The 19,880-nt window shown below is 62.8% G+C and carries 18 protein-coding genes and 3 pseudogenes; 13 read left to right on the top strand and 8 right to left on the bottom strand.

The window, feature by feature from the left end; all coding sequences use genetic code 11:
- Positions 1 to 264: 264 nt before the first annotated feature.
- Positions 265 to 1,182 (top strand): mechanosensitive ion channel family protein, encoded by a 918-nt coding sequence (locus OKW28_RS18920; protein WP_429447986.1) that lies wholly within the window; start codon positions 265 to 267, stop codon positions 1,180 to 1,182.
- A 73-nt stretch (positions 1,183 to 1,255) separates the two neighbouring features.
- On the opposite strand, the gene OKW28_RS18915 is transcribed toward OKW28_RS18920, so the two are convergent.
- The 3 genes from OKW28_RS18915 to OKW28_RS18905 all read right to left on the bottom strand — a co-directional run bounded on the left by OKW28_RS18915 (position 1,256) and on the right by OKW28_RS18905 (position 4,464).
- Positions 1,256 to 1,702 carry an autotransporter domain-containing protein gene (locus OKW28_RS18915; protein WP_429447984.1) on the bottom strand — a complete coding sequence of 149 codons (447 nt, stop codon included), beginning with the start codon at positions 1,700 to 1,702 and terminating at the stop codon, positions 1,256 to 1,258.
- Between the two features lie 160 nt (positions 1,703 to 1,862).
- Entirely contained in the window at positions 1,863 to 3,812 is a 1,950-nt protein-coding gene (locus OKW28_RS18910) for a M48 family metallopeptidase (protein WP_429447982.1), read from the bottom strand.
- Between the two features lie 52 nt (positions 3,813 to 3,864).
- Positions 3,865 to 4,464 (bottom strand): LemA family protein, encoded by a 600-nt coding sequence (locus OKW28_RS18905; RefSeq protein WP_429447981.1) that lies wholly within the window; start codon positions 4,462 to 4,464, stop codon positions 3,865 to 3,867.
- Between the two features lie 549 nt (positions 4,465 to 5,013).
- On the opposite strand from OKW28_RS18905, the gene OKW28_RS18900 reads away from it, so the two are divergent.
- Complete coding sequence (locus OKW28_RS18900) at positions 5,014 to 5,301, top strand: hypothetical protein (RefSeq protein ID WP_429447979.1); 288 nt, start codon at positions 5,014 to 5,016, stop codon at positions 5,299 to 5,301.
- Positions 5,302 to 5,353: 52 nt separating this feature from the next.
- Here the strand turns inward: OKW28_RS18900 and OKW28_RS18895 are convergent, their stop codons facing one another.
- Positions 5,354 to 6,283 carry a LysR family transcriptional regulator gene (locus OKW28_RS18895; protein ID WP_429448792.1) on the bottom strand — a complete coding sequence of 310 codons (930 nt, stop codon included), beginning with the start codon at positions 6,281 to 6,283 and terminating at the stop codon, positions 5,354 to 5,356.
- Between the two features lie 97 nt (positions 6,284 to 6,380).
- On the opposite strand from OKW28_RS18895, the gene OKW28_RS18890 reads away from it, so the two are divergent.
- From OKW28_RS18890 to OKW28_RS18855, 8 genes and pseudogenes are all read left to right on the top strand, one after another.
- Positions 6,381 to 7,394, top strand: a complete 1,014-nt coding sequence (locus tag OKW28_RS18890; protein ID WP_429447977.1) for a zinc-binding alcohol dehydrogenase family protein — start codon at positions 6,381 to 6,383, stop codon at positions 7,392 to 7,394.
- Between the two features lie 24 nt (positions 7,395 to 7,418).
- Positions 7,419 to 7,844 (top strand): GlcG/HbpS family heme-binding protein, encoded by a 426-nt coding sequence (locus OKW28_RS18885; protein ID WP_429447975.1) that lies wholly within the window; start codon positions 7,419 to 7,421, stop codon positions 7,842 to 7,844.
- A gap of 507 nt (positions 7,845 to 8,351) precedes the next feature.
- Positions 8,352 to 9,212: a transporter substrate-binding domain-containing protein gene (locus tag OKW28_RS18880; RefSeq protein WP_429447974.1), complete on the top strand. Its 861-nt coding sequence runs from the start codon at positions 8,352 to 8,354 to the stop codon at positions 9,210 to 9,212.
- 95 nt (positions 9,213 to 9,307) lie between these two features.
- Positions 9,308 to 10,030: an ABC transporter permease gene (locus OKW28_RS18875; protein ID WP_429447972.1), complete on the top strand. Its 723-nt coding sequence runs from the start codon at positions 9,308 to 9,310 to the stop codon at positions 10,028 to 10,030.
- A gap of 18 nt (positions 10,031 to 10,048) precedes the next feature.
- Positions 10,049 to 10,795, top strand: coding sequence for an ABC transporter permease (locus OKW28_RS18870; protein ID WP_429447970.1), 747 nt, complete (start codon positions 10,049 to 10,051; stop codon positions 10,793 to 10,795).
- Positions 10,796 to 10,820: 25 nt separating this feature from the next.
- Positions 10,821 to 11,612 carry an ABC transporter ATP-binding protein gene (locus tag OKW28_RS18865; protein ID WP_429447968.1) on the top strand — a complete coding sequence of 264 codons (792 nt, stop codon included), beginning with the start codon at positions 10,821 to 10,823 and terminating at the stop codon, positions 11,610 to 11,612.
- Positions 11,613 to 11,631: 19 nt separating this feature from the next.
- Positions 11,632 to 13,242: an HAL/PAL/TAL family ammonia-lyase gene (locus OKW28_RS18860; RefSeq protein ID WP_429447966.1), complete on the top strand. Its 1,611-nt coding sequence runs from the start codon at positions 11,632 to 11,634 to the stop codon at positions 13,240 to 13,242.
- Between the two features lie 52 nt (positions 13,243 to 13,294).
- Positions 13,295 to 13,528, top strand: a pseudogene (locus OKW28_RS18855) (GntR family transcriptional regulator); the annotation flags it as partial.
- Here OKW28_RS18855 and OKW28_RS18850 read toward each other — a convergent pair.
- Positions 13,521 to 13,950 (bottom strand): annotated as a pseudogene (locus OKW28_RS18850) (DDE-type integrase/transposase/recombinase). The pseudogenes OKW28_RS18855 and OKW28_RS18850 overlap by 8 nt on opposite strands.
- Before the next feature lie 301 nt (positions 13,951 to 14,251).
- On the opposite strand from OKW28_RS18850, the gene OKW28_RS18845 reads away from it, so the two are divergent.
- A complete protein-coding gene (locus OKW28_RS18845) occupies positions 14,252 to 15,319 on the top strand; it encodes a purine-nucleoside phosphorylase (RefSeq protein WP_429447964.1) in 1,068 nt (355 codons plus the stop codon).
- A 495-nt stretch (positions 15,320 to 15,814) separates the two neighbouring features.
- Here the strand turns inward: OKW28_RS18845 and OKW28_RS18840 are convergent, their stop codons facing one another.
- Positions 15,815 to 16,351, bottom strand: coding sequence for a nucleoside deaminase (locus tag OKW28_RS18840; RefSeq protein ID WP_429447962.1), 537 nt, complete (start codon positions 16,349 to 16,351; stop codon positions 15,815 to 15,817).
- Positions 16,352 to 16,377: 26 nt separating this feature from the next.
- A complete protein-coding gene (locus tag OKW28_RS18835) occupies positions 16,378 to 17,490 on the bottom strand; it encodes a BMP family ABC transporter substrate-binding protein (protein WP_184033114.1) in 1,113 nt (370 codons plus the stop codon).
- A gap of 349 nt (positions 17,491 to 17,839) precedes the next feature.
- Between OKW28_RS18835 and OKW28_RS18830 the strand changes: the two are divergent.
- A pseudogene (locus OKW28_RS18830) lies at positions 17,840 to 18,061 on the top strand ((2Fe-2S)-binding protein); the annotation flags it as partial.
- Between the two features lie 328 nt (positions 18,062 to 18,389).
- Here the strand turns inward: OKW28_RS18830 and OKW28_RS18825 are convergent.
- On the bottom strand, positions 18,390 to 18,860 hold the full coding sequence (locus OKW28_RS18825; protein ID WP_429447960.1) for a YbhB/YbcL family Raf kinase inhibitor-like protein: 471 nt from the start codon (positions 18,858 to 18,860) through the stop codon (positions 18,390 to 18,392).
- A gap of 537 nt (positions 18,861 to 19,397) precedes the next feature.
- On the opposite strand from OKW28_RS18825, the gene OKW28_RS18820 reads away from it, so the two are divergent.
- Positions 19,398 to 19,592 carry a hypothetical protein gene (locus tag OKW28_RS18820; protein WP_184054110.1) on the top strand — a complete coding sequence of 65 codons (195 nt, stop codon included), beginning with the start codon at positions 19,398 to 19,400 and terminating at the stop codon, positions 19,590 to 19,592.
- Positions 19,593 to 19,880: the final 288 nt, after the last annotated feature.

Below are 19,880 nucleotides of genomic sequence, written 5' to 3'. Positions count from 1 at the left end.
GCATTCACGGAACTCGGGGCGGTCAGCCGCTAGCCCGGGCGGCTGCCGTTACGACAACGGAAGATTGATGGTGACAGACGGCTAATCCGGGAAGCGATCTGGACAACAGGCTCAGAAAAAACACGCAGTTTTAACCGCTGATAATGCCCAAAACGGAAGTTATCTGGTTAAATTCCCGGAAGCCAGTCGAGTTCGTCCACATATACCGTCGATGCTCGCGCGCGGCAATCTACCCGCTGTCCAATATAGGGATCGTCAAACCACATGGAGAATCTTCTCGTCGAAATCAGTCCGGACAGATGGGCCTTCTTGCTGGATATGCTCACCGCGTTCTCGATTCGTCTGGGCGCCGCTGCGGGCATACTGGTGATCGGATGGTGGGTCGCGCGCCGCGCTTCGATGTCGCTGAGCCGGCTCCTTGCGCGTCAATCACGCATGGACGCCACGCTGCGACCGATCCTCTGCGACATCGGCCTTTGGGGCATTCGCATTGTCGCGATCGTCGGTGCGCTGTCGCAGTTAGGCATCCAGACGGCCAGCATCATTGCCGTGCTTGGCGCAGCCGGTCTTGCGGTCGGTCTCGCGCTGCAAGGCACGATGCAGAACATCGCGGCCGGCATCATGCTGCTAGTGTTGCGGCCGTTCAAGGTCGGCGACTATATCGAGGGCGGAGCCGGCAGTGTCGCGGGCACGGTCGACGAAGTCAATCTGTTCACGACGCGTCTCACCAAACCCGACGGGATCTGCGAATACGTGCCGAACAGCGCATTGTGGAGCAATTCGATCCGCAACTTCAGCCGTAATCCGATGCGCCGGCTCGATCTCGAAGTGGAGATCTCGATCGGTGACGATGTGGATCGCGCGCTTGAGGCGCTGCGCACGCTCGCCGCGGCCGACCCGCGTGCGCTCCGCGATCCCGCGCCGCAGGTGATGGTCATCCGCTTCGACGACAGCACGGCGGTGCTGAATATCCGCGTCTGGTCGAACACGGACGTGTTCTGGACCATGCGCTGGGAACTCGCTCGCCAGGTGCGGCAAACATTGACCGACGCGCAATGTTCGCTGCCGTTGCGCACCCGTGAATTGCACATCGTTCCAAGCGCGACGGCCGCGACTGCCACCGACACAGCAGCCGCTCAGGCAGGGTCATCCGCGATCGGAAAACCGGAGCAAGGGGTGTAACCCCGGTTCTTCGATCCCGCGGCTTGTTGACAAGCTCGCATCTCCCGTTAGTACAGGTAACGCGCGCCCGCATTCAGCAACCCGCCACGGAATCCCGCGTTGCCGAACGACTGCTGGTAAGAAACGCGGCCACAGAGCGAGAGATTTTCGGCGTGTTCGTGCCATTCACGCCAACCGAGGACTGCACCGTGTCCCCTATCGTGCCCGACGTGAAGCGCGCTTCGCTGATCTCCACGTTCTTGCCACCGGCAAACGCATACAGCACGTCAATGCCCGGATACGGCATGAGGCGACCGCTCGCGATGTCGAATGGTCGGGTCATGCGCGCCCCGAGCCGGCCGATCAACTCATTCTGCGAGTCGATGTTGACCGCCAGCCCGTCGGCGTCAGCCGCGACGTGCACGCTCAGATGCTGGCCAAGCAGTTGCAGCTGAGACTCAACATCGAAGTGGTCAGGAAGCGCGAACGGGTAGTCGGCTTCAACCGATGCCGAATAGTTGTTATTGGTACCGCGCCGCAACCTTTTCTCACACCGCTTACGAAGCCCTATTGGGATGGATGCACTCAAGGATGATTCTCAACGTTGCGAGCATTCTGAAAAAGTTATAAGCACTGGTTTGCATAGCGATCGCAGTTATTCTGCGTTCCTTGCCGCGACAAAGCCCTGCATGCAATGTCGTTCATCGTCTGTCCGATTCGCTCGCGACGAGCGGCGGTAGCGGGCAGTCGAGCGTGTCGCAAACGGCGCGGAGCAGCTCTGCTCCACGGACGGTGAACTGCTGGTCCGCCAGGATGCACGCCGCGCAGGCGGCGACGATCCGGCGCTTGATTGCCGGAACGGATTGATTGAGCGTTCGCAGGGCCGCATCGAGTTCGATGAGGGAACGTTTCTCGCGGGGCGGCAAGCGGTGGGTGTGGTCGCCGCCGATGTAGCCGCGCATGCCGGTATCGAAAGCTTGGGCGGCCCGGTCGGGTTCCGGCCGGCCTTCCCAGGCCAACAGCGCTAACACCGTCGCCACGGGCTGCGCCAGTTTTTGCGGCGAGCTGTGCAACGGACGCGTCTGACGCTGCGGCAGGAACTGGGCGTCGAGATGGCGATGCAGCACGCAGCGGAGCGTGTACTCGAGCAGGCTCAGCCGCTGGTCGGCGATCATGAGCAACTCGACTTGTGCGCGGAAAGCCTGGTGCTGGCGGTGCGACATCTGCCGCAGGGCTGGCAGCGCCAGATCCAGGAGGGGCAGCCGATGCGTGTCCGGCAGAGCCCGGACTGGGGCGACCAGCCGCAAGGTTTCGGCAAAGTCCTGCGGTTCGGCGCCGGCCTTCAGCTGGGCCAGCTGAAGTTCCCGCAGGTCCTCCAGCGGGTCCAGAAGAAGGGCGCAGACTAGGGCGCGAGCACTGAACGGCTCCTCGGCGGCAACCCGGAGCGCGTCGGGCATACCGTCGTGCAGTGCCTGGGCGTAGCTCATCACTTCCGGATGGACGTGGCCGACTCGAGACGCCGCTTCCTCGGCGAAGCCCAATACCGGCACAGGCACCTGCGGCAGCCCCGGTAACGTGGGAACCCCGGCGAACGGCGGGACGCGGCTGGGGCGCGTGCCCTTGAGTTGTTCCCGATCGACATCGACCGGTCGCACTTCCGGGAACTGGCCGTCGAATTGGGGATGGAGCCGGCGGATGCGCTCGACGAGGGGCGGGTGGGTGGCCAGCAGTCCGGCGAGGCCCTCGCCGGCGAAAGCGTTGGCGAAAAACATGTGACCAGCCTCGGCGGCCCGGGGGGTGTCGATGCGCGACCCCTCGGCCAGCCCGCCGATCTTCTTGAGCGCCCCGCCGATCCCGTCGGGGTTGCGCGTGAATTGGACGGCGCTCGCGTCGGCCAGGTACTCGCGCTGCCGGGACACCGCTGCCATGATCAGCCGACCGAAGAACGCTCCCACCAGTCCCAGCACAAACACGCCCAGGCCCAGTAGCACCATGCCGCCGCGGGAATCCTGTCTTCCCGACGAGCGTCCCCGGGACGCGAACATGAGGCTGCGGCCGATGATGGACAACGCCATGATCCCAAAGATCAGGCCGATCAGCCGGATGTTGAGCCGCATGTCGCCGTTGAGGATGTGGCTGAACTCGTGCGCCACCACGCCCTGCAGCTCGTCACGGGTCAAGTAGTCGAGGCAGCCCTGGGAGACGGCGACCACAGCATCGCCCGGGGCGTAGCCGGCCGCGAAGGCATTGATGCCGGTCTCCGGCAGAACATATACGGGGGGCACCGGCACCCCCGCAGCGAGGGCCATCTCCTCGACGACGTTGAGCAGCCGCTTCTGCCGCTCGTCGGTGGTCGTGCCGGGCACCTCCTTACCGCCCAACATCAAGGCGACGGCCTGCCCGCCAGAAGCGAGCTGGGCCACCCTGAGCGCGCTGGCACCGCCGACCACGATGCCCACCGCCGGCGCCGCGAGCAGGAGCATGTCAGGTTGCCACCAAGACACTGGCTCGTGAGCGCCATACATGCTGAGCGCCACCAACAGACCGTACACGAGGGCGATCAGAATCAGGATCGCGAGGACGAAATAGACCACCAGCTGGAAGGTCTTGCGCCGTGCCGAATCCTGCTGCTGAAAGAAATTGGTGGCCATGGTCGGCGCGGTTTTGAGAGCGTGAAGCGCACGGAGCCGTGGCGGTTCCGGGTTACCGGAACGACACCTTGGGCGCTGCGCGCTCGGCCTCTGCGGTTTCGAGCAGTGACGCTTCCTTGAAACCAAACATGCCGGCCACCATGACGGCCGGGAAGACCTCGCGCCGGTTGTTGTAGTCGGTGGCGGCGTCGTTGAAGGCTTGCCGGGCGAAGCCGATCTTGTTCTCGGTCGAGCTCAGTTCCTCCTGCAGGGCGAGCATGTTCTGGTTGGCCTTGAGGTCCGGGTACGCTTCGGATAGCGCAAAGAGCCGGCCCAGAGTGCCGCCCAGCTGCGCCTCGGCCTCATTAAACCCCCTGATGGCCGCCGGGTCGCTGGGGTTGGCGGCGACTTTCTGCTCGGCTGCCATCGCGCTGTTGCGGGCCTTGATGACGGCGTCGAGCGTCTCCCTCTCGTGACCCATGTAGCCCTTGACCGCTTCGACCAGGTTCGGAATCAGCTCGTAGCGGCGTTTGAGCTGCACGTCGATTTGGGCGAAGGCGTTCGCGAAGCGGTTCCGGGCGACCACTAGCCCGTTGTAGATGCCCATGAGGCGGAGCGCGAGCAGTAGCCCGACGCCCAGCAGCACGAGCAGGGTGACGACGACGGGACTCATTGGCCGGGACCTCCGACGAGAGGACTGCTGGTTTGGACCATCGCGCGACTATGAAAACAGGATAAGTGAAATGACATTTAATTCAATCAATTCGTGAAACTGTTATAAGACAAAGGGTGCGAATTAAGCGTGCTCCATCAATTCCTTTCATTCCAGATCTTGACTTCTATCCCGCGACAAAGATTGGGGCTGACCTGGTTACGGCCTAACTGGCTTCCGACACGAAGGTGGCGTGTGCCCGTCTCCAGCACGATCACGGTCGCAAGCGTTTGTCCAATGCCGGGTACTGTAGTAAAGAGGGCGCAGTCCGCGTGTGCGCGACGTTTTCCTGAAGACGCTTTTCCACGATGGCGATCTGTGCGGAGAGCGTCGTGATGACCGCGACGTTCGCACGGACCGCGAGCGCAACGTGGTCGGTGAGATGCAGCTGGTCGACAGGCGCTTCCAACTCGCGGCGCCGAGGCTCTTGCCGAACAGAACGAGCGGGGGTCGACGCTCGCAATGGAGCTTCCTGCATCAGCGAACTCACACTCCCGACCCCTCGCCAACGTGGACATCACCCGTGGCCAGGTCTTCAACATGCTCGAGCAGGGAATCGCTGCGGCCGCAGCGGGGCACGGTATTTCGACAGGCGATCTGGCGCTCTGCGCCAACGCGATCGACAAGCGGCAACTCGTGCTGCCGTTCAAAACCGCCGTTGGAAGTGGTGACGCGTATTACCTCATCAGGCCGGAAGATTCCGACAAAGCGGCACAGGTGCAGGAACTCCGCACCTTCCTGGAAAGCAGGATGCCAACACTCGCCTATCCGGCTATCCAGTTCAAGATACTGAGCTAGCGCCTGAGCCTTCGGTCGACTCATTGAGACGATCAGGAAAGGGCGAACTTCGTTACGCAGATCGGGAGCCTCCCGAGGGGTAGCTGGCCAGCAATGCGGAGCAGCGCTCGCGCAGGAAGGCATTCAACGCGCTGATCGTTGGTGTCAGTTGCGCACGGTGAGCACAAATCAAGTGCAGCGGCGAAGGCTCGCAATACTCCGGCGGAAACAACTCCACCAGTCGACCTGCCTTCAGATCGTCGATGAGGTCCAGTCGCGACTTGTAGACAAGGCCTTCCCCGGCTATCGCCCAGCGACGAACTGCATCGGCATCGTCGCTGATGCGATTACCCGTGACTGCCACGGTGCGTTCGCCGCCAGGCGGGGTAAAGCGCCAGCGTTCATGTATCTGCTCGCTCCAGACGTACCGAAGGCAGTTGTGTCGCCGCAGGTCCTCAACTTTGGCCGGTGCGCCATGCCGTTCGAGGTATGACGGTGCGGCACACAATGCGCGTCGGTTGTTGTCGACCAGCTTCATCGCCAGAAGTGACGAATCGGGCAGCGCTCCGTAGCGCACGACTGCATCCAGCGGCTGGCGAATGAGGTCGGCCGCACGGTCGCTCATTTTCAGGTGCAGCGACAAGCCAGGGTGCAGGTGCTGAAATTCATCCAGCCACGGCAACAGCAGGTTTCGACCAAAGTCAGACGGAGCAGACAGCCGCAGCGGTCCGGACAGCACCTCCCGGCCGTTTGCCAGAGCCTGCTCCCCTTGCTCCAGCGCACCGATCATGACCCGCGCATGCGGCAGGTAGCGCTCACCGGCCTCCGACAGTTGCATGCTGCGCGTCGAACGCGTGAACAGGCGCGTGTCCAACGCCTTTTCGAGCCGCTGTACTGACGCGCTCGCATGTGCGGGCGCGATATTCAGCTGGCGCGCCGCCTCCGAGAAGCTGCCGTGGTCGACCGTTTGCACGAAGATCTGAACGTCATCGAGTCGAATTATTTTCACTGAAATGCCGAAAGTATTTGGGTGAGGTGGGTATTTATCCGCGTATCGACGAAAGATAACATAAGCTCCAACACCCTTGGAGAACACTTGTATGAAGGCCATTGGCTTCTATCAGAACCATCCCATCAACCACCCGCAGGCACTGCAGGATATCGAGCTGCCGACGCCGGAACTGCGCGGCCACGATCTGCTGGTGGAAGTGAAAGCGGTATCGGTCAACCCGGTCGACACCAAAATCCGGCTCGGTGGAGATATTCCAGAAGGGGGTGCGCGCATCCCTGGCTGGGACGCTGCGGGAATCGTCCGCGCGACCGGTGCGCTGGCCACGCGCTTCAAGCCAGGCGACCGAGTCTGGTACGCAGGCGACATCAAGCGGCCCGGCAGCAACAGCGAACTGCACGCCGTGGACGAACACATCGTCGGACCCATGCCGACATCCCTGGACTTCGCAGAGGCCGCGTCGTTGCCGCTGACGACGATCACCGCGTGGGAGCTGCTGTTCGACCGTCTGCGTGTTCAGGCCGCGGACCCGACCGATAACAACGTGCTGCTCGTAATTGGAGCGGCTGGTGGCGTCGGATCGATTCTGACCCAGTTGGCGCGCGAGTTGACTGGCATGACCGTCATCGGTACGGCCTCGCGATCGGAAACCCGCGAGTGGGTGTTGGCGCATGGCGCGCATTACGTTCTCGATCACCACCAGCCCTGGGCACCCCAGTTGGCCGCGCTCGGCATCGAGCACGTCACCCACGTAGCCGGGCTGAACAACAGCGCCGCCTATGTGCCGCAAATCGCCGCCGTGCTGCGCCCGGAAGGCCAGTTCGCACTCATCGACGACCCGGTGGATCTGGACATCGGCCCGTTCAAGGGGAAATCCATCTCGATTCACTGGGAGCTGATGTTCACCCGCGCGATGTTCACCACCGACACCATCGCACGGCAACACGCCTTGCTGCGCCGCGTGGCGGAGCTGGTTGACCAGGGCCGCCTCAAGCACACCCTGACCCGACGCATTGACGGCATCAACGCCGCAGGTCTCATCGAAGCGCATGCGCTGGTCGAGGCGGGCGACATGATCGGCAAGGTCGTCGTCGCTAACCACTGAACCCTTCTGAAAACGAGCATCAACATGACATCGCCAATCATCAGCACGACAACGATCAGCCTGGAAGCCGCGCAAGCACTACTGGCAGAAGCACGCCGCGCGTGCGCCGCGCGCGGGTTCGCCGCGACAATCGCAATTGCCGATGCAGGCGGTCACCTGCGCGCGTTCGAGCGCTCAGATTCCGTCCCGTTCCTGACTGTTGACGTCGCCATCGACAAGGCATGGACCGCCGCGTCATTCGGCATGGCCACGCACCAATGGAATCAGTACATGGCCGAACCCACCGTTGCCCCGCTGGCGCACCATCCGCGGCTGACGCCGGTCGGCGGTGGCGTACCGATCTTCCACGAAGGGCGTCTGGTGGGTGGCATCGGTGTTTCTGGCGGAACTTCGGTGCAAGACCATGAGGCCGCTGAGGAGGCGCTGCGTCACGCAGGGTTTATGCAGTAAGCCTGGGCTGCTAGCGGGTTCTGTGGCAGCCGCACTCACTGGAATGACTCCGATTTGCGCCAGCGCTTTTTCTCCAGTTTCCGACCAAGGTGGGGAAGCACTGGTGCTCACCCGCGCATATCGCCGTGTTGAGCCAGCGATGTGGAAGTGCAGTCGCTGCCGAAAAGTCTAGTCAACTCGACGTATATCCCGAAATCGCGCCCGCTTTCTTCGGTGTCCCCTCAGCAGATTCGAGACGTTTCCGAGTACTGGCATGCCCGTCATAAGTTCAGAGCCTGCTGAACAATAGTTGCACCATTTTGGCGCAAGGCGCCACGAGTGCAATCCTTGCGAGGGTTCCTGAACCATGAGTTCCGAGCCCTGACCTGGTGGATACCCTGAATCGGCGACATTTTCAGAAAATGCGCTTGCGTCAAAATTCGACTTCCCGCATCTTGTCTAGACAAGACGAAACCGCGATTGGCGCGCTACTGTAATGAAGTTTTCGGCAATCCAAGGAGTGTGGACATGCAGGCGAAGTGCAGATGGTTGGTCAAGAGTTTGATCGGTGCCGCGTTTGGAGCGGCGGCGCTTGCGGGCAACACCGCCGAGGCGAAGGACTGGACGACAGTGACGATCGCCCTCGAAGGCGGCTACGCGCCCTGGAACATGACGCTGCCGGGCGGCAAGCTGGGTGGCTTCGAACCCGAACTCGCCGCTAATCTGTGCGCGCGGGCGCAACTCAAGTGCAATCTCGTGGCGCAGGACTGGGACGGCATGATTCCCGGGTTGCAAGCCGGAAAGTTCGATGTTCTGATGGATGCGATCTCGATCACGCCAGAGCGCGAGAAGATCATTGCCTTCTCGAAGCCGTATGCGTCCACGCCGGCGACCTTCGCGGTCACCGATACGAAGATCCTGCCGAAGGCAACCGACACCCTGGCGCCGCTGAAGCTCGACACCGACGCCAAGTCGAACGCGCCCGCCGTCCAGGCGCTGCGCACGGCGCTCAAGGGCAAGACCATCGGCATTCAGTCGGGCACGGTCTATACGCGCTTCATCAACGAGAACTTCAAGGATGTCGCGTCGATCCGCGTCTACAAGACCTCGCCGGAACGCGATCTCGATCTGTCCAATGGCCGCATCGACGCGTCGTTCGACGATGTGACGTACTACGCCGCAAATGCCGACAAGAAGGAAGCGGTGCCGACGGTGACGGCCGGCCCGAAGATCGGCGGCCTGATCTGGGGGCCGGGCGAAGGCCTCGCGTTCCGCAAGCAGGACGCGGACCTGAAGGCGAAGTTCGACGCGGCGATAACGTCGGCGATTACCGACGGGACTGTGAAGAAGCTTTCGGAGAAGTGGTTCAAGACCGATGTGACGCCCTGAGCGTCGCTCACAACGTGACCGCGCGCTTCGGCCTGATCCGGCTCGAAAGGCTGATGCCGCGCGGCTTGTTTCGCAGGCCTGGTTGAGGTGGCGTGATGGCTCTTTTCGAAATGCTCGGCTTCGGGACCGATGGCTGGGGCGGCCTGCTCCTGCTCGGTGCGTTGATGACGGTGGTGCTGACGCTTGCGGCGCTCGCGATCGGCGCGGTATTCGGCGCGCTCGTCGCAGCGGCAAAGCTCTCGCGCTTCCGCACGGCGCGCGTGATCGGCGACTTCTACACGACCGTCTTCCGCGGCGTGCCGGAACTGCTTGTCATCTATCTGTTCTACTTTGGCGGCTCGACGCTGGTGTCCTCGATCGGGCAGTGGTTCGGTGCCGACGGCTTCATCGGCGTGCCGCCGTTCGTGATTGGCGCGTTCGCGGTGGGCATGATTTCCGGCGCGTATCAGACGGAGGTCTATCGCGCCGCCGTGCTAGCTGTCTCGCGCGGCGAACTCGAAGCTGCGCGCGCGATCGGCATGCCGACGCTCACCATGGCGCGCCGCATCCTTATTCCCCAGGTGCTGCGATTCGCACTGCCGGGTATCGGCAATGTGTGGCAGTTGAGCCTCAAGGACTCGGCGCTGATCTCGGTCACTGGTCTCGCCGAATTGCTGCGTGCCAGCCAGGTCGCGGCGGGATCGACACACCAGTACTTCCTGTTCTTCGTCGTTGGCGGAGCGCTCTATCTCGCGATGACGGGCGTTTCGAACCGTGTGTTCGGCCGGGCGGAGACGATCGTCGGCCGCTCCTTCAAGCGCAACTTCGCGCGCAACTGACGCAAGGGCGGCCTCATCATGCATATCGATTTCGATTTTCTTCTCGACACGACGCGCCAGCTCGTTGCCGCCGTGCCGACCACGCTGAGCCTCTTTTTCACCTCGCTCGTGCTCGGCGGCCTGCTTTCGCTCGTGATCGTCACGATGCGCGTCTCGCCGCACTGGCTGCCTAACCGCTTCGCGCGCGCCTATATTCTCGTGTTCCGCGGCTCGCCGCTGCTGATCCAAATGTTTCTCGTCTACTACGGGCTCGGGCAGTTCGGCGTGATCCGCGAAAGCTTCCTGTGGCCCGTGCTGCGCGAGCCCTACGTGTGCGCCGTGCTCTCGCTCGCGCTGTGCACGGCGGGCTACACCGCCGAGATCATCCGCGGCGGCCTGATGGCCGTGCCGGTCGGGCAGATCGAGGCGGGTTATGCAATCGGCCTGTCGGGCTTCGCGCTGCTGCGCCGCGTGATCGGCCCCATCGCGTTGCGGCAGTGCCTGCCCGCCTATTCGACTGAAGCCGTGCTGCTCGTCAAGTCGACGGCGCTCGCAAGCCTTGTCACCGTCTGGGAAGTGACTGGTGTCGCGCAACAGATCATTCAGCAGACCTATCGCACGACGGAGGTGTTCACGTGCGCTGCGCTGATCTATCTATGCCTGAATTTCCTCGTGGTGCGCCTCATCGGCCTCGTCGAGCGTCGCCTCTCGCGCCATCTGCGCGCCGCGCCCACCGTCGTGCGCCGTTCCGCCACGCAACTCGAAACCCGCCACGTCGCGTCTTGATCGGCCCATCTTTCCGGAGAATCGTATGAACGCAGTCGCACCGGTCGCCCTGTCCGTGAGGAACATCCACAAGTCGTTCGGCGACCATCACGTGCTCAAGGGCATTTCGCTCGACGCCCACGAAGGCGACGTGATTTCGATCCTGGGTGCGAGCGGCTCGGGCAAGAGCACGTTCCTGCGCTGCCTGAACCTACTTGAGATGCCCGACGACGGCACCGTCGCGCTTGCCGGCGAAGCGTTGAAGATGAAGCGCCGCCGTGACGGCAAGCTGCAACCGGGCGACCGCCGCCAGGTGGACCGCGTGCGCTCGCAGCTCGGCATGGTGTTCCAGAACTTCAACCTGTGGTCGCACATGACGGTGCTGGAGAACCTGATCGAAGGCCCGATGCGCGTGCAAAAGCGCAGCCGCGCCGAAGCGGTCGAGGAAGCCGAGGCGCTGCTCGCGAAGGTCGGCCTCGCCGACAAGCGCGGCCACTATCCCGCACATCTCTCGGGCGGCCAGCAGCAGCGCGTGGCAATCGCGCGCGCACTCGCGATGCATCCGAAGGTGATGCTGTTCGACGAGCCAACTTCGGCGCTCGATCCCGAACTCGTGGGCGAAGTGCTGCGCGTAATGCGCACGCTTGCCGACGAGGGCCGCACGATGCTCGTCGTCACGCACGAGATGGGCTTCGCGAAACACGTTTCCGATCGCGTGATGTTCCTGCATCAGGGCCAGGTCGATTCGGACGGCACGCCCGCGGAGGTATTCGGCGAACTGAAGTCGGAGCGCTTCCGCCAGTTCGTGTCGAGCCATCAGGACCGCAACGCGCTTTGATCCATCGTCGGGGTTCATCATGACCGTCATCCGTACCGGAAGCCCGCTGGACTGGCGCGAAGTCTGCGCCGTCGCGGCAGGCGCACCGCTCGAGCTTTCCGCGCAAGCGCGCGAGCGCATTGGCGCCGCGCGCGCGCTCGTTGAGCAGATCATCGCGCGCGGCATGCGCGCCTATGGCGTGAACACCGGGGTCGGCGCGTTGTGCGACGTGGTGGTGTCGCCGGCCGAACAGCACGCGCTTTCGCACAACATTTTGATGAGCCACGCGGTGGGTGTCGGCGCGTCGCTCGGCGCGCAGGAAACGCGCGCGATCATAGCCGCAGCCATCAACAATTACGCGCACGGGCATTCGGGCGTGCGCGTCGAACTCGTCGAGCGGCTCGTCGCGCTGCTCCAGGCCGATTGCCTGCCCGAAGTGCCCGCGCTCGGTTCGGTCGGCTATCTGAGCCACATGGCGCATATCGCACTCGTGTGCGTCGGCGCGGGGCACGTGAACTGGCGTAGTGAGCGCATCAGCGGCGCCGAGGCGCTGCGTCGGCTTGGGCTCGAACCCTTGTCGCTCGAAGCGAAAGAAGGCTTGAGCCTCGTGAACGGCACGCCGTGCGTGACCGGGCTCGCGGCGCTCGCGCTGCAACGCGCGCACCGGCTGCTCGACTGGGCTGACGCCGTGGCGGCGATGAGCTTCGAGAATCTCGGCGGGCAGATGGTGGCGTTCGACGCGGGCTCGCTCGCGTATCGCGTCTCACCGGGCCTTGCGCAGGTCGGCGCGCGCATGCGCGCAGCGCTGCAGGGCAGCGGTCTGCTGGCGGCGGCACTCGGACGGCGTACGCAGGACCCGCTCAGCATGCGCACGATTCCGCATGTGCACGGTGCGGCGCGCGATGTGCTGGCTGCGACGGCCGAAGTCGTGAACCGCGAACTCGCCTCGACGACTGACAATCCGATCATCGCCGGCACGCCCGAGGAGCCGCGCGTGTTCTCGCAGGCGCACGCCGTCGGCGCGTCGATCGCGCTCGCCATGGACAGCCTCGCGGCTGCGGTCGCACAGGTGGCCGCGATGGCGGAGCGGCGTCTCGATCGTCTCGTCAATCCGCTCGTGAGCGGGTTGCCCGCGTTTCTCGCGCAAGCGAGCGGCACGCGCTCGGGCTTCATGATCGCGCAATACACGGCGGCGGCGCTGGTCGCGCAGAACCGCCGCGAGGCCGCGCCCGCGAGCCTCGACGGCGGTGTGACGTCCGGCTTGCAGGAAGATCACCTTTGCCACGCCACGCCGGCCGCGCTCAAGGCGCTTGCCGTCATCGACAACAGCGGCCGCATATTTGGCATTGAACTGCTTGCCGCGGTTCAGGCATACGACCTGCAGCCTATCGCGGCCGAGCGCGCGCCGTATACGCAGGCGTTGTATAGCCAGGTTCGCGCTGTCTTGCCGACCTACCGTGACGACCGTCCGCTTGCGGACGACATGACACGCGCATTCCACATGATCATGGATGATGGTCCGCCGCCGTTGCCCGGCCCGCTGACGGTCCGGCCCTTACGGGATTTCTGCATTCCGGCACCAACGGACTCCGTGGCGGGCAGCGCGGCGGCCTCGGCGAACGATGCTTTGCCCGGGGCGGTCGGTACGTGAGGCTGGCGTCGCGCGGCGCGCGCAAATCGTTCACGGTGCAACCAGGACAGTCATGACCGAGGCGGCGCAGGCGGGTGGAGAGGCGAAGCGGTTGAAACTGCAGCGCAAGCTTGCGCCAGCATACGAACAGATAAAGCGCTATGTAATCGAGCGCATAGCCGATGGCACCTGGAAGCCTGGAGACGCAATCCCTTCGGAAACCGAGTTGGTCAAGGAGTCCGGAGTCGCACGCATGACCGTTTCGCGCGTGTTGCGCGAGTTGAGCGCACAACGTGTGCTCACGCGGCGGTATCTTTGAGGCCGAGCTTCGCCAGGTTGAATTGGCCTTTGCGAATGCGATGCGTCAACTCAATGCCTGCAAGAGTGATCGCGGCGTTCCTGAAACGGTTGAAGCCGAGCATAACATTCGTCCGGGACTTGATGTGGCGATGGTCCTGCTCGATCAAGTTGTTGAGATATTTCGAGGATCGGACCTTGGTGTCCTTCGGCAGCAGGCCGTCGGCCTTCATCTCCCGCACAGCACGGTGTGAGGCGGCATAGCCATCGAGCGTAATGGTCTTTGGCGGCTTGCCCTGATGTTTGGTTGCCTTGCTGCTCGGCCATCATCTCGACAAGATCACGCAGGCCGAGCTTGTAGCGCAGATACCAGCGCACGCACAGAATGATCACGTCGCGGTTGAAGTGGCGGCCTGAGAACAGTTCGTCCATACTTTCAGCTTGCTCATTGTCGGATGATGAGATCGGGGGCAACACTTTAATCGATTCACCTTCACTATTTGCGCCAGAACCAGTCGCTGTACGTTGTGTCCGCCGTTGCCGTTTCGTCCGCATCAAAATTCGCCGCCGCCTGGCAATACAGATTTTTCTCTGCTTATACTCACTGTCACCTGAACGGCTCACGCCCAGGTCCCACGCTGCACGCCGACAAAAAACCACGACGTCAGTCGACAACACGGCACGCGACTCACGTTTCGCAACCGCAGTTCTTACATATCAGGTGGGACCTCTTATGCTAAATCGTGCTTTTGGTGTAGCGATTTCATCGTTGCTCGTGGCAGGCGCCGCAGTTGCACCGGCCATCGCGCATACCGACGACGGCTTCGCGCAGGACGACGGCGCGTCGCATGGCCGGCCGGTCAAGGTGATGATCATTTCGATGTTCGGTCCGGAAGGCCAGGTGTGGCTCGATCATCTCGGCCCGTGGCAGGACATCACCGTCGCGGGCCTGTCTCCTGACTACCCTGCCGTACACTGCAATCGCAAGGAGGTCTGCGTGATGACGACGGGCATGGGGCACGCGAATGCCGCCGCGTCGATCATGGCGCTGACGTTCTCGCCGCGTTTCGACTTGCGTCATACGTACTTCATGGTGGCGGGCATTGCTGGTATTGATCCGCTTCAGGGCACCGTCGGTTCCGCTGCGTGGGCGAACTGGCTGGTCGACTTCGGGATTCAATGGGAAATCGACGGACGCGAAATTCCGCCGGGCTGGAATACCGGCTATCTCGGCATCAACACGACGGGCCCGACGCAGAAGCCGCCGCTCGACTATCGCACCGAAGTGTTCCAGCTCAATCCGGCGCTTTCGAACGCGGCATTCGCGCTGTCGCGCAACGTGACGCTGACCGACGACGCACAGGCGCAGGCTGCCCGCGCCAAATACAACTATGCGCCCGCGAACCGTCCGCCGACCGTGATCCAGTGCGACACGCTGGCGGGCGATACCTGGTGGTCGGGCGCCGATCTCGGCGAGCGCGCGCGGCATTGGACGAAGATCCTGACCGACGGCAAGGGCACCTATTGCACGACGCAGCAGGAAGACAACGCCACCTTCGAGGCGCTGACGCGCGCGGCGACCGTGCATCGCGTTGACCTGAACCGTGTCGCGGTGCTGCGCGCTGGCTCGGACTTCGACCGGCCGTACGCGGGCCAGTCGAGCGCGGACAATCTGCTCAACTACTCGTCGCAGGGGGGCTTCACGATCGCGATCGACAATCTGTTCCTCACGGGCAATCCGCTCGTGCAGGACATCGTCACGCATTGGGGCGAGTGGCGCGACGGCGTACCGCAGCGGTAGCGCGTTTGCGGCGTGGTGGAGCGTACCGCGTGCCGGTCTGCACAGCGATCGTGTTCACCGTTGTCGTCAGCTGCCGCGGCGCGAGCGGTGGCCACGCCTACGCCAACGCAGACCGGTGGTGTGCTCGGAGCACCGGCATGCGACATCACGGAATCTGACCGCACCATCTCAGCATTTGTGCTCCTACCTCACCGAAAAAGTGCGCGCGAGGGTCAGCAACGTGCTCCGCTCACGCTCGTTCCAGTGAGCGCCGCTGGCTTCGTCGATCGCCGGCGTGAGTTTGCGAGGCGCAGGGCTTTCACCATCCAGTCATGCGAGGATGCTGTCCGTCTCTCAGCGTGGGGGTACGTTCGGGTGGTCTGATCCGGCGAACGGCTGCAACTGCGCAAGGCCCGAACTGAGCCCTGCGGGCGCGGTGGCTGCGGCGGCCGCTGCGCGGGCGGTGGCGGCTCCGCGCGCGGCATGATGCGCACATAAGGCCGCGATGCGCCATGCTCATCGGCGTCCCCAGAACCTGCGCTGCACCTGCATCACTTCTTCCTCAACCTCGGCCACGGGCCCAACCAGTTCAATGCGCTTCTGGCAGTGGTCGAAGACATACCGCGACGACACACTCATCGTCGAATTCTCTGCATGATTGCCCGTGGCTTGCAGCAGGCGCTCTTCCGTCATTGCAAAAACCACCCGCCCAATGTTGGCCCAATATGCCGTGCCTGCGCACATGCAACATGGCTCAACCGTCGTATAGAGCGTGCAACCCCACAAGAATTGCGGCGTAAAGTTGAGCGCGGCGATACGCGCGAGCACCGCTTCCGCATGATTGACGGAATCGACATTGCCCTGTTCTATTAGAACCGACTCCTGATCAGGCCCGACGAGTATGGCGCCAAACGGGTGACGGCCCAACAGCATCGCACGTTCTGCGATAACGCTTGCATGACGCAGATGGCGGACGATCTGCTCGCGTGTCGGCGCGAGCCCCTGCTCAGGGAACGCCGACGCGTTCTGTTTCGGGGAAATGGTAAGGCTCAAAGAGTGTCTCCTCCACGTTTGCTGAGTTACTTCGGTAACGTGCCCTCGACCCCCTGCACGAACCAGTTGAGCCGCAGCAACTCGGCGTCGGGCAGCGACGTGCCGGCTGCCACCTTGATCGCGCCATTCTGATCCCTGATCGGTCCGGAGAACGGATCGAATCTGCCAGCGATAATGTCGTCGCGCTTTTGCGCCAGCGCCTTTTGCGCGGCAGGCGATACGGCTGCAGTGTTGATGTCAGCGAGGTCGATCGCTTTTTCCTTGAGACCCCACCACGTCGGCGCATTGGTCCACGTGCCGGATTGCACCTGTTCGATCAGGTGAGAGTAGTAGACGCCCCAGTAGCTCACGCATGCGCCAAGTTGGGCATTCGGGCCGAACTTCTTCATGTCCGAGTCCCAACCGAACGCGTGCACATTCTTCTGCTCGGCAGTCTGCATTGTCGCCGTCGAATCGGTGTTCTGGATCAGCACGTCGGCTCCCTGGCCAATCAGCGTTTCGGCCGCCTGTTTCTCCTTGCCTGGATCGAACCAGCTATTGATCCATATGACCTTTACCTTCGCATTCGGATTGATCGAACGCGCACCCATTGTGAAGGCGTTAATGTTGCGCACCACTTCCGGGACCGGCACCGAGGCGACGAAGCCGAGCGTATTCGTCTTCGTCGTATAGCCGGCGACGAGCCCAGCCAGATAGGCGCTCTGGTACGTGCGCACGTCATAGGTCGCAAAGTTCGTGGCCTTCTTGTATCCGGTCGCATGCTCGAAGACGACGTCGGGATAATCCTTTGCAGTCTTCAGTTCGAAGTCCTGGAATCCGAAGCTCGAGCCCACGATAATCTTGTTGCCCTTGTTCGCGAGGTCGCGAAACACGCGCTCCGAGTCAGCGGATTCGGGTACGTTCTCGACGCGCGTGACCTTGATCTTGTCACCGAACCTCGCTTCGATCGCCTTCACGCCCTGTTCGTGTGCGTAGGTCCAGCCAGCGTCACCGGGGTTGCCGAGGTAGACGAACGCGACGCCCATCGGCACCGCGGCGGTGGCAGTGGGGCTCAACGCGACATAGATGCCAAGCGCGGCTAAAAGCGTAACCGCAGGGCGCAGTGAGCGCACCACCGCGCGAGCGAAGTTTGTTCTCATGGAGTCTCCGAAGATGGGGAACCGGAAGGAGACGACGCCAGTCGTCCAGCCGACTGGCTGCGTCGCGTCAGCGATGATGGTGGTGAGTCAATATCAAGGCCGAAATATTGATTCGTTATGTGTTGTATAACGGAATGGATATGAAGCCATTGGGAAATTGGCCTGCGGGGCGGCGCGCCGGCGTCAGTTAGCCGTCGTCGACGAACTGGCAGCGATCTCCATGCGTGCAAACATCGTCGCGCTGAATGCGCGCGTTGCTGCCGCGCGCGGGTCAATCGCGAACTGGTGCGGGAATTCTGGGGCGCGCCTGTCATCGCTTCGCGCAAGGTCAAACCCGGTTGCCGCGCCGCTGGGTCAGCCAATCGGCAAGGGCGCCGATACGGGACCGACGGTCTGTTCGTGCTTCGGTGTCGGGCGCAATACGATCTGTGCGGCGATTCGCGTGCAGGGACTAAAGACCGCCGCAGAGATTACCGCGTGCCTGAAAGCCGGCGGCAACTGCGGGTCCTGCGTGCCGGAACTGAAGAAACTGCTGGTCGACACCAAACTCGAACAGCTGAGCATCGCCTGAAGGAGACTGAGGTTTGAAAATGAAGAGCCCGCGGGCTTGGCTCATAAAGTAAGGCTCCATGCGATCGTTGGTATTTGAAATTTTCTCAATATAGACGGGGCGATGTTGGCATTTGATGCGTCGGTTGATCCATAGAGCCCAAGCCGGTTGGGCGGCGCTGCCGACCTTTCACGTGTTCGGGCAGAGGGCGCCCGGCATTGGCGCATCATCGCGACTATTTTGTCGAGCCACCACGCGAAGAGGCATCACAAGACGCTCGAACACCAGCACCGCCAGCATCGACACGGAATCGACAATCCCGGACAAGTAGCGTCCAGGGGTCTGCGTGTTACTTCTTGAATGTGCCGAGCAGTTCGGTGTGCGCCACGACATGGCCTTCCATCGCCTTTTCCAACGCCGCCTTTGTGGGCTTGTGAAGATCGGGCAGCACGGTGTCGAGCGCGTAGAGCTTATGGAAATACCGATGACGGCCAGTGGGCGGGCATGGGCCGCCATACGTGGTGCGATGGAAGTCGTTGGTGCCTTCAAGTGTGCCTGCCGGAAGCGCGCCCGAAGTGACGCCCTCCTGAACACCAGGAGCCGTCGTCGGGATGTTGTAAAGCACCCAGTGTACCCATGTCATCCGTGGCGCGGCCGGGTCGGGCGCGTCGGGGTCGTCGACGATCAGCACGAGGCTTTTCGCATTGGCGGGTACCCCGGACCACGAGAGCGGCGGGGAGACGTCCGCGCCCGTGCAGGTGTAGCGCCGAGGAATCTCGCTTCCTTCTTGGAAAGCTTGTGAGGTGAGGGTGAAGGCCATGGTGCGCTCCTCGGCGTCAGCCCGCGCCGCCAGCTAGTGCTTGCGATGCATCCAGCTCATATGATGCGTGTCGAGCCACTGACTCAGGCTCTCTCCCGGGTGATCGCGCCTGTAGCGCCTGGACAAGGCCGATGCAACGACAACGAGAACCACAATGCCAACCCAAAAACTGATCATTGATTGAGTCATGGCTGCCTCCTTGGGGAATGCGACCATCCCTAAATTGTAGTCATTGGCGGCCGAACTGGCTCAACTCGAGAAGGCGGCTTACAGCCCGAACGGCTACGTCGACGATCCTCCCAATCTCCAGCCGCCGAAACCCGTTTTTGCGTGATCGCCACCGCATTTGTTGCAGTGCGGTACTCCCCAATCGACCCAATATGCGGGACGACCCTGGATTGCCGCGCCGCTGCGCTCCCCCTACCATCAACTCCCCGCGCCATTGCAGCGAGCGCGCCATCGGCAGGCGACGTCAAAAGCGAGTGCCTCAGCCAACACAATCCATACAGCATCTACTCAAGCTATCAGGAGGCAAGCATGCTCAGCGCCCATGAATTTGCGACATTGATGCTGGTCAGGGATTCGGCTGACCACATTGCCGAGCGGGAAGAACTCGATACGCTGCTTGAACGTCAGCTCGTCACCATGGAGAGGCTTGCCGGCGGGGCAGTGCGACCTCGCGTGACGCAGGACGGCGATTCGCTCCTTCGTAACCTCGCGCGCATACACTGAGAAGTCGAAACCTGCCGCGTGTCGGCTGGGACTCGAGCGAGCAGCTAGCCTCAACCGACGAACCGCGAAATACTGACGAGCCCTCGGATCTTCGACTTCCTCGTAGTCGCCGGGGTGGAATGCGCACGCGCTTGCGTTGGCGCACCCCGCGGACATCGGACCACCATTCCTTCGGCGCCATGCCATAGGGCAGGGCGCCTGCACGATCGGGGCACAAAAAAGAAAACGCCCGCGTTATTCACACGGGCGTTTCCGTGGCCCCGCTACCGCGCCCCAATGAACGATTTC

The sequence above is a fragment of the Paraburkholderia sp. 40 genome, assembly GCF_050434105.1.
In the GTDB taxonomy this organism is placed as follows: Bacteria; Pseudomonadota; Gammaproteobacteria; order Burkholderiales; family Burkholderiaceae; genus Paraburkholderia; species Paraburkholderia tuberum.
Note: the sequence above shows the minus strand (reverse complement) of the source record. Positions and strands in the feature narration are given on the sequence as shown.

Bases quoted from the DNA above. Each gene is read 5' to 3' on its own strand.
- OKW28_RS18880 (WP_429447974.1), top strand. From the start codon at position 8,352: ATGCAGGCGAAGTGCAGATGGTTGGTCAAGAGTTTGATCGGTGCCGCG.
- OKW28_RS18920 (WP_429447986.1), top strand. From the start codon at position 265: ATGGAGAATCTTCTCGTCGAAATCAGTCCGGACAGATGGGCCTTCTTG.
- OKW28_RS18910 (WP_429447982.1), bottom strand. From the start codon at position 3,812: ATGGCCACCAATTTCTTTCAGCAGCAGGATTCGGCACGGCGCAAGACC.
- OKW28_RS18825 (WP_429447960.1), bottom strand. From the start codon at position 18,860: ATGGCCTTCACCCTCACCTCACAAGCTTTCCAAGAAGGAAGCGAGATT.
- OKW28_RS18890 (WP_429447977.1), top strand. From the start codon at position 6,381: ATGAAGGCCATTGGCTTCTATCAGAACCATCCCATCAACCACCCGCAG.
- OKW28_RS18885 (WP_429447975.1), top strand. From the start codon at position 7,419: ATGACATCGCCAATCATCAGCACGACAACGATCAGCCTGGAAGCCGCG.
- OKW28_RS18820 (WP_184054110.1), top strand. From the start codon at position 19,398: ATGCTCAGCGCCCATGAATTTGCGACATTGATGCTGGTCAGGGATTCG.
- OKW28_RS18835 (WP_184033114.1), bottom strand. From the start codon at position 17,490: ATGAGAACAAACTTCGCTCGCGCGGTGGTGCGCTCACTGCGCCCTGCG.
- OKW28_RS18870 (WP_429447970.1), top strand. From the start codon at position 10,049: ATGCATATCGATTTCGATTTTCTTCTCGACACGACGCGCCAGCTCGTT.
- OKW28_RS18865 (WP_429447968.1), top strand. From the start codon at position 10,821: ATGAACGCAGTCGCACCGGTCGCCCTGTCCGTGAGGAACATCCACAAG.
- OKW28_RS18905 (WP_429447981.1), bottom strand. From the start codon at position 4,464: ATGAGTCCCGTCGTCGTCACCCTGCTCGTGCTGCTGGGCGTCGGGCTA.
- OKW28_RS18845 (WP_429447964.1), top strand. From the start codon at position 14,252: ATGCTAAATCGTGCTTTTGGTGTAGCGATTTCATCGTTGCTCGTGGCA.
- OKW28_RS18875 (WP_429447972.1), top strand. From the start codon at position 9,308: ATGGCTCTTTTCGAAATGCTCGGCTTCGGGACCGATGGCTGGGGCGGC.
- OKW28_RS18860 (WP_429447966.1), top strand. From the start codon at position 11,632: ATGACCGTCATCCGTACCGGAAGCCCGCTGGACTGGCGCGAAGTCTGC.